Below are 6,280 nucleotides of genomic sequence, written 5' to 3'. Positions count from 1 at the left end.
ATGTGGGAGAGCCGGTTGATCCGACAGCGCACCAGGACCGCGTGCACGGTCGAGGCGGCCATGCCCAGGCGCCCGGCGATCTGGACCGGGCCCAGCCGATGACGCCAGCGCAGCCGCACGATCCGCCGCACCAGACCGACACGGGTCTTCGTCGGTGAGGACCTCGGCCGTGAGCTGCGGTCGGCCATCCCCGCCGGCCCCTCGGCCCGGTAGCGGTCGGACCACTTCTTGGCGGTCCGCGCGGAGACCATGAACATTGTCGCGGCCGCGGTGTGGGTCCAGCCGTGCTCGACGACGAGTTGAGCGAGCCGCAGCCGGGCGCGCGGGGTCAGAGCGGCGTTAGCGTGGGACACGAAGGCCTCCGGTGGGTGAAGCGGTTCCTAGACAGCTCCACTTCACAACCGGAGGCCTTCGTCTGTCAGCCAGACTCACCGCCCCCGGACGGGACAACCTCCCTGGACATCACATCTAGTCCTCTGGTCGCTCGGTCCGGCCCGGGCGACGGCGTCGGCCTGGGCGAGCCGTGATCACGGCGTCGCGCGGAGATCCGTCCGACGCGTGCACTCCGGCGCGCGCGTCCTGCGGATCACCGCGCGTCCTGGGGATCACATCGTCCGGGAGACGGACGAGGACGGCGGCCGGGGGACTGTGCGAAAACCCCGGCCGCCGTCGTGCCGGTCGCGTCACCCTTCCCCTGGGACGCGGCCGGCGGGGCAGATCATCCCACGTGCTGTCCGGGGCGTGCCTCGGGAGGCAGGACACCCCAGTCGATCAGCTGGTCGGTCAGCTCGCCGGGGGACATGTCGTAGATGATCGCGAGCGACCGCAGGTCCTCGGCGCGGATCGAGAGCACCTTGCCGTTGTAGTCGCCGCGCTGGCTCTGGATGGCCGCGGCGTAGCGGGCCAGCGGGCCCACCTTGTCCGCGGGCAGCTGCTGCAGCCGCTCCAGGTTGATCACGATCTTCGTGGCGGGCTCGCTGCCGGACGGGATGCGGCCCTCGGGGAGCAGCTCGGCCACCGGGACGCCGTAGAAGTCGGCCAGCTCGGCCAGCTTCTGCACGGTGACCGCACGGTCCCCGCGCTCGTAGGAGCCCACGACGACCGCCTTCCAGCGTCCGCCCGACTTCTGCTCGACGCCGTGCAGGGAGAGCCCCTGTTGCTGCCTGATCGCCCGGAGCTTGCCCCCGAGCGCCTTGGCGTAGTCGCCCATCGATCTCCTCGTTCCTGACGGTCCGTACCGGTGAGGACGGACCGGCGGTCACCGGCGGTGCACCGGTGGCGTGGTTGCGCCTGCCGCGTCATCGCCCCTGTGGGTGGTCCCGTTCGGGGCGGCAGCTCCGGCGGGGGGCCGGCCTCCCGGCCGTCCCGTGCGTCGCGGCGCTGCTGCACGCGTGCTGATTGATGCTGATTGATTGCTGATTGATACGGAGAGTAATCCTCCGGGTCCGGTCCGGCGCGGTCAAGTTCGACCCCCTGCTCGGGGGGTTGACGAGCGGTTTCCCACACGAACGGGGCAGTCCGCGTCCCTCGACAGCGGTAGCGCAGGGTGCGGGGACCCGACTCCGCCACCCGCCCCTGTGGGTGCGCCTGGGCGGAATCGGGTATCGCAAGTCCCGCCCGGACCAACCGTCGACCATCGCTCATCGTGACAGGACCGTGACCTCGAACGAGTGATGCCGCTGTGGCGCGGCTCGCGGTGTGACGCGCTGCGGCCGTCCCGCGCGGCACCTGCCGGGTTGATAGGTTGACGCACAGCTCTTGCACGACCGTCCTTTAAGACCCGTCCGGTGAGGCGGGGAAGGAGACCACCTCGTGGCGCAGAACCGCCGCGGGGACGCCGACGCGCAGCAGCCCGCACGGGAACTGCTGTCCGCCGCCGACGTCACCCGCACCGTCGCGCGCATCGCGCACCAGATCATCGAGAAGACCGCGTTCAGCGCCGAGGACCCCGACGGGCTCGTGCTGATGGGCGTCCCCACCCGCGGCGTGCACCTGGCCCACCGGCTCGCCGCCGCGATCACCGACTTCGCCGGCGCCGCACCGGCGGTCGGTTCGGTCGACGCCACCCTCTACCGCGACGACCTGCGCCGCGGCCCGGCCCGCGCGCTGGAGTCCACCGCGGTGCCCGAGGGCGGTGTCGACGACCGGCTCGTCGTACTCGTCGACGACGTCCTCATGTCCGGGCGCACCACCCGCGCCGCGCTCGACGCCCTGCGCGACGAGGGCCGCCCGCGCGCGGTGCAGCTCGCCGTGCTGATCGACCGCGGCCACCGGGAGCTCCCGATCCGCGCCGACTACGTCGGCAAGAACGTCCCGACGTCGCGCTCGGAGCAGATCCTGGTCTCGCTGATCGAGATCGACGGCGGCGACGGCGTCTGGATCACCCAGGGAGAGGGGGACAGATGAGGCACCTGCTCTCGGTCGCCGACCTCGACGCCGCCGAGGCCACCGCGCTGCTCGACACCTCCGACCGGCTGCGTCAGGCGCTGCTCGGCCGTGAGGTGCGCAAGCTGCCGACGCTGCGCGGCCGCACGGTCATCACGATGTTCTACGAGAACTCCACCCGCACCCGGGTGTCGTTCGAGATCGCCGGCAAGTGGATGAGCGCCGACACCGTGAACGTGTCGGCGTCGGGCTCGTCGGTGTCGAAGGGCGAGTCGCTGCGCGACACCGCGCTGACGTTGTCGTCGATGGGTGCGGACTGCGTGATCGTGCGCCACCCCGCGTCGGGGTCGGCGCACCGGCTGGCGCACTGGGTCGATGCCGATCGGACCGTCACCGGCACGCCCACCGCGATCGTGAACGCCGGCGACGGCACCCACGAGCACCCCACCCAGGCGTTGCTCGACGCCGCGACCCTGCGCGACCGGCTCGGCGGCATCGCCGGGCGTCGGATCGGGATCGTCGGCGACGTCCTGCACTCGCGGGTGGCGCGGTCCAACGTGCTGCTGCTCGCGACGCTCGGCGCCGAGGTCGTGCTCGTCGCGCCGCCGACGCTGCTGCCCACCGGCGTCGAGTCCTGGCCGTGCCGGGTGGCGCACTCCCTCGACGCCGAGCTGCCCGCGCTCGACGCGGTCATGATGTTGCGCGTGCAGTCCGAGCGGATGCACGGCGGTTTCTTCCCCTCCGCGCGCGAGTACGCGGTGCGCTTCGGGCTGTCCGAGGACCGCGCGAAGCTCCTGCCCGACCACGCGGTGGTCCTGCACCCCGGCCCGATGATCCGCGGCATGGAGATCGCGCCCGCGGTCGCCGACGCCCCCAATGCCGCCGTCCTGGCCCAGGTCCGCAACGGCGTGCACGTGCGGATGGCCGTCCTCTACCACCTTCTCGCCGGAGCTCCCGAATGACCGACCTGCTGATCCGCAACACCCGGCCCTACGGCGGGGACCCGGTCGACGTGCTCGTCACCGACGGCGTCGTCGCCACCATCGGCACCGGGCTGGCCACGCCCGAGGGCGCCGAGGTCCTCGACGCCGACGGCGCCGTGCTGCTGCCCGGCTTCGTCGACCTGCACGTGCACCTGCGCGAGCCCGGCGGCGAGGAGTCCGAGACCATCGAGACCGGCAGCCGGGCCGCCGCCCTCGGCGGGTTCACCGCCGTGTTCGCGATGCCGAACACCACCCCGGTCGCCGACTCCGACGTCGTCGTCGAGCACGTGCGCCGGCGCGGCGAGGAGGTCGGGCTGGTCGACGTGCACCCGGTCGGCGCGGTCACCGTCGGCCTCGGCGGCGAGAAGCTCGCCGAGCTCGGCACGATGGCCGCCTCCCGCGCCGCGGTGCGGATGTTCTCCGACGACGGCCGCTGCGTGAACGACCCGCTGATCATGCGCCGGGCGCTGGAGTACGCCTCCGCGCTCGACGTCGTCATCGCCCAGCACGCCGAGGACCACCGCCTGACCGGTGGCGCCCAGGCGCACGAGGGCGCCGTCGCGGCCCGGCTCGGACTCGCCGGATGGCCCGCGACGGCGGAGGAGACGATCGTCGCCCGGGACTGCGCGCTCGCCCGCGAGGCCGGGGCCCGGCTGCACGTCTGCCACATCTCCACCGCCCGCACGATCGACGTGCTGCGCGCGGCCAAGGCCCAGGGCGTGCGGGTGTCGGCCGAGGTCACCCCGCACCACCTGCTGCTCACCGACTCCCGGCTGACCGGCTACGACCCGGTGAACAAGGTCAACCCGCCGCTGCGCACCGCCGACGACACCCGCGCGATGCGCGAGGCGCTGGCCGAGGGCGTGATCGACGTCGTGGCGACCGACCACGCCCCGCACGCCGCGCAGTACAAGGACACCGAGTGGCAGGCGGCGAAGCCGGGCATGCTCGGCCTGCAGACCGCGCTGTCGGTGCTGGTCGAGACGATGGTGGAGCCGGGCCTGCTGGACTGGCACGGCGTCGCGCGGGTGCTCTCGGAGCGCCCCGCGGAGATCGGGAACCTGCCCGACCAGGGCCGTCCGATCGCGGAGGGGGAGCCGGCGACGTTCGCGCTGGTCGACCCGGACGGGGTCTGGACGGTCCGTGGTGCGGAGCTGGCGAGCAAGGCGGCGAACACGCCGTACGAGGGAATGCGGCTGCCCGGAACGGTGGTCGCGACGGTGCTGCGGGGACGCATCACCGCGCAGGACGGGAAGGTTGTGCAGTGACCGCGCTTTTGGTTCTCGAGGACGGGCGGATCTTCCGCGGTGAGGCCTACGGCGCCACCGGGCAGACCCTGGGTGAGGCCGTGTTCACCACGGCCATGACCGGCTACCAGGAGACCCTCACCGACCCGTCGTACCACCGACAGATCGTGCTGCAGACCGCACCGCAGATCGGCAACACCGGCTGGAACGACGAGGACGACGAGTCCTCCGGCATCCAGGTCGCCGGCTACGTCGTGCGCGACCCCGCCCGGCGGCCGTCGAACTGGCGGGCCACCGGGACCCTGGAGGACGCGCTGCGCACCCAGGGGGTCGTCGGCGTCGCCGGGATCGACACCCGCGCCGCGGTGCGCCACCTGCGTGAGCGCGGCGCCATGCGGGCCGGGATCTTCTCCGGCGACGCGATCGCCCCGGACGACGAGCTCGTCGAGCGGGTGCGGCAGTCCCCGCCGATGGAGGGCGCTGACCTCTACGGCGCCGTGACCACCGCCGAGACCTACGTGGTGCCCGCGGTGGGGGAGCGGCGCTTCGTCGTCGCCGCCCTCGACGTCGGCATCAAGTTCAACACCCCGCGGATGATGGCCGCCCGCGGCATCGAGGTGCACGTGCTGCCCGCCTCGAGCACCATCGAGACGGTCGAGTCGCTGCGCCCGGACGGCTTCTTCCTGGCCAACGGCCCCGGTGACCCGGCCACCGCCGACGGTCCGGTCGCGCTGGCCCGGCAGGTGCTGGAGCGCCGGATCCCGCTGTTCGGCATCTGCTTCGGCAACCAGATCCTGGGTCGCGCGCTGGGCCGCGAGACCTACAAGCTCCGCTACGGCCACCGCGGCGTGAACATCCCGGTCGTCGAGCACGCCACCGGGCGGATCGCGATCACCTCGCAGAACCACGGGTTCGCGGTCGCCGGGTCGCCGGGGGAGGAGTTCGACACCCCCTACGGCCGGGCGCAGATCAGCCACTACTGCCCCAACGACGACACCGTCGAGGGCATGACCGGGCTGGACTTCCCCGCCTTCTCCGTGCAGTACCACCCCGAGGCCGCCGCGGGCCCGCACGACGCCGCGGACCTGTTCGACCGGTTCGTCGCGCTCATGACCGAGCACCCGGTCGGGTACGCAGGCGTCGCCGGGCAGCGGCCCGAGGGGACCGCGCCCGCGCCGTACCCGCAGCCCGAGTCCGACCTCGTGTCCGAGCCGGAGCCGGAGCCCGCGCCTGCGCCGGGGATGACCGCCCAGCCCGACCCGGCCACGCCGCCGTCGGCGACCGCGGCCCCGTCGGTCGACCTGCGGCCCACCCCGCCCGCTCCGTCACCGGGCCCGGCCCCGGCCCCGGGCGGGTTCGAGCCGGGCGGCCCGGAGGCCCCGCACGCCGGGACCCGGCCCGGCCCGGCGGCCGTCGAGCACCCTGCCGACGAGCACACCACCCGGCTGCCCGTCACCCCGCCGGCCGGGACCCCGGCCACCGGCCGCGACGAGGTCGAGCCGCCCACCAGCCGGATGCCCGCCCTCGGCCGTCCCGCCACCCCGGACCCGCTGACGGCGCCGTTCTCCGACATCGAGGACGCGCTGCGCCGCGACGGCGGCACACCCGCCCACCCGGCAGCCACCGCGGACCCGGACGCGACGGACGTCCCGGCCGACCCGGCAC

Annotated in this window: 5 protein-coding genes and 1 pseudogene; 4 read left to right on the top strand and 2 right to left on the bottom strand. The window is 73.7% G+C overall.

Annotated elements, in window-relative coordinates; genetic code table 11:
• Positions 1–353: leucine zipper domain-containing protein (locus FVA95_RS06200; protein ID WP_149663330.1), on the bottom strand; the 353-nt coding region annotated here is incomplete at its 3' end.
• Between the two features lie 365 nt (positions 354–718).
• A complete protein-coding gene (locus FVA95_RS06195; RefSeq protein ID WP_020625790.1) occupies positions 719–1,210 on the bottom strand; it encodes a transcriptional regulator in 492 nt (163 codons plus the stop codon).
• Positions 1,211–1,812: 602 nt separating this feature from the next.
• Between FVA95_RS06195 and pyrR the strand changes: the two genes are divergently transcribed.
• The 4 genes and pseudogenes from pyrR to carA form a co-directional block, all read left to right on the top strand.
• Complete coding sequence (gene pyrR / locus FVA95_RS06190) at positions 1,813–2,406, top strand: bifunctional pyr operon transcriptional regulator/uracil phosphoribosyltransferase PyrR (RefSeq protein WP_149663329.1); 594 nt, start codon at positions 1,813–1,815, stop codon at positions 2,404–2,406.
• Positions 2,403–3,347, top strand: coding sequence for an aspartate carbamoyltransferase catalytic subunit (locus FVA95_RS06185; RefSeq protein ID WP_149663328.1), 945 nt, complete (start codon positions 2,403–2,405; stop codon positions 3,345–3,347). Before pyrR ends, FVA95_RS06185 begins: the two co-directional genes overlap by 4 nt.
• Complete coding sequence (locus tag FVA95_RS06180; protein ID WP_149663327.1) at positions 3,344–4,636, top strand: dihydroorotase; 1,293 nt, start codon at positions 3,344–3,346, stop codon at positions 4,634–4,636. The genes FVA95_RS06185 and FVA95_RS06180 overlap by 4 nt, the downstream gene beginning before the upstream one ends.
• Positions 4,633–5,727, top strand: a pseudogene (gene carA, locus FVA95_RS32680) (glutamine-hydrolyzing carbamoyl-phosphate synthase small subunit); the annotation flags it as partial. The gene FVA95_RS06180 and the pseudogene carA, both read left to right, overlap by 4 nt.
• Positions 5,728–6,280: the final 553 nt, after the last annotated feature.

The sequence above is a fragment of the Pseudonocardia sp. EV170527-09 genome (assembly GCF_008369905.1).
Classification (GTDB): Bacteria; Actinomycetota; Actinomycetes; order Mycobacteriales; family Pseudonocardiaceae; genus Pseudonocardia.
The sequence above is the reverse complement of the archived record's forward strand: the minus strand, read 5'-3'. Positions and strand labels throughout refer to the sequence as shown.